Origin of the sequence: Mycobacterium neglectum, from assembly GCF_002591975.1 — a bacterium.
GTDB classification, from domain to species: Bacteria; Actinomycetota; Actinomycetes; order Mycobacteriales; family Mycobacteriaceae; genus Mycobacterium; species Mycobacterium neglectum.
This window is the reverse complement of the sequence record NZ_NVQE01000109.1, coordinates 1-1,368: the sequence shown is the minus strand read 5'-3', so window position 1 is coordinate 1,368 and position 1,368 is coordinate 1. Positions and strand designations below refer to the sequence as shown.

At 67.7% G+C, this 1,368-nt stretch carries 1 protein-coding gene; it reads left to right on the top strand.

Going from position 1 to position 1,368, the window contains the following annotated elements; genetic code table 11:
- The first annotated feature begins 11 nt into the window (after positions 1–11).
- A complete protein-coding gene (locus tag CSQ99_RS30585; RefSeq protein WP_006242193.1) occupies positions 12–1,319 on the top strand; it encodes an IS256-like element ISMtu1 family transposase in 1,308 nt (435 codons plus the stop codon).
- Positions 1,320–1,368 lie beyond the last annotated feature (49 nt).

The window sequence follows — 1,368 nt, the reverse complement described above, 5'->3', positions numbered from 1 at the left end:
AAGGGACCGCCATGAAGACCGTACCTACTGTTCGCCTCGCTGACACGACCGACGCCGCCGGGTTGCCTGAGCTGCCGGAGGAGATCCGGCTGGCGATGACCAGCATCGCCGGGGCGGCCCGGGAGGGGTTGTTGGCGATGAGCGTGGCCGCCGGGATGGCGGTGATGCAGACGATGTTTGAGGCCGAGATCGCCGCGGCGTGCGGGCCGAAGGGCAAGCACGACGCTGACCGGATTTCGGTGCGCCACGGCAGTGGGAAGGGGTCGGTGACCCTTGGTGGTCGGCGGGTGCCGGTGGCCCGGCCGCGGGCACGCACTCTGGATGGGAGCGAGGTGGCGCTGAGCACCTATGCGCACTTCGCCGCCGATGACCTGCTGACCCAGGTGGTGATGGAGCGGATGCTGGCCGGGGTGGCCACCCGCCGGCACGCCCGCACTGCGGAGCCGGTGGGCGCCCAGGTCGGCGAGGAGGCGAAATCGACTAGCCGCTCGGCGATTTCGCGCCGATTCGTGCGCCAGACCGAGACCGCGCTGGGCGAGCTGATGAGCCGCGACTTGAGCGAGCTGGACATCAAGGTGCTCATGTTGGATGGGGAGCACATGGCCCAGCGGTGCGTGGTGGTCGCGCTGGCGATCACCGCCGACGGAACGAAGGTCCCGGTCGGGCTGTGGGACGGCTCCACGGAGAACAAGACCGTGGTCCGCTCGCTGCTGGCCGACCTGGTCGAGCGCGGCCTGGCCATCGACGATGGGCTGCTGGTCGTCTGCGACGGCGCCAAGGCGCTGTCCGCGGCGGTGCGTGAGGTGTTCGGCGCCAAGGCCCTCATCCAAAGATGTACCTTGCACAAGCGGAGAAATGTCGCTGATCATCTGCCCGACAAGGACAAGGCCTGGGTGGACGCCAAGTTGGTCAAGGCCTTCGCCCACCCTGACCCAGACACCGGGTTGCGCAACGCGAAAAGCCTTGCCGGGCAACTTGGTAAGAACTATCCCAGTGCGGCCGCCAGCCTGCGCGAGGGGCTGGAGGAAATGTTCACTGTCGCCCGCCTCGGCATCGACGGCCGCCTCGCCAAGACGTTGACCACGTCCAATCCGGTCGAGTCGATGATCTCCATCGCCCGGACCACCAATCGCAACGTCACCCGCTGGCGCGACGGGCAGATGGTGCTGCGCTGGACCGCGGCCGGCATGCTCAACGCCGAACGATCCTTCCGTCGCATCAAGGGCCACAAGCAGATGCCCCAGCTCGTCGACGCCCTGCGCCGACACGCTCACCCCGACACCGGCGCCGACACCAAATCTGTCGGTGCCGCCGCCTAGAGTTCATCGTGGATCGTCACCCAAATTCCACGCGACTCGGGACATGCTC

What these genes read in the sequence shown, in the direction of transcription:
- CSQ99_RS30585 (WP_006242193.1), top strand. Translation starts at nt 12, where the DNA reads ATGAAGACCGTACCTACTGTTCGCCTCGCTGACACGACCGACGCCGCC.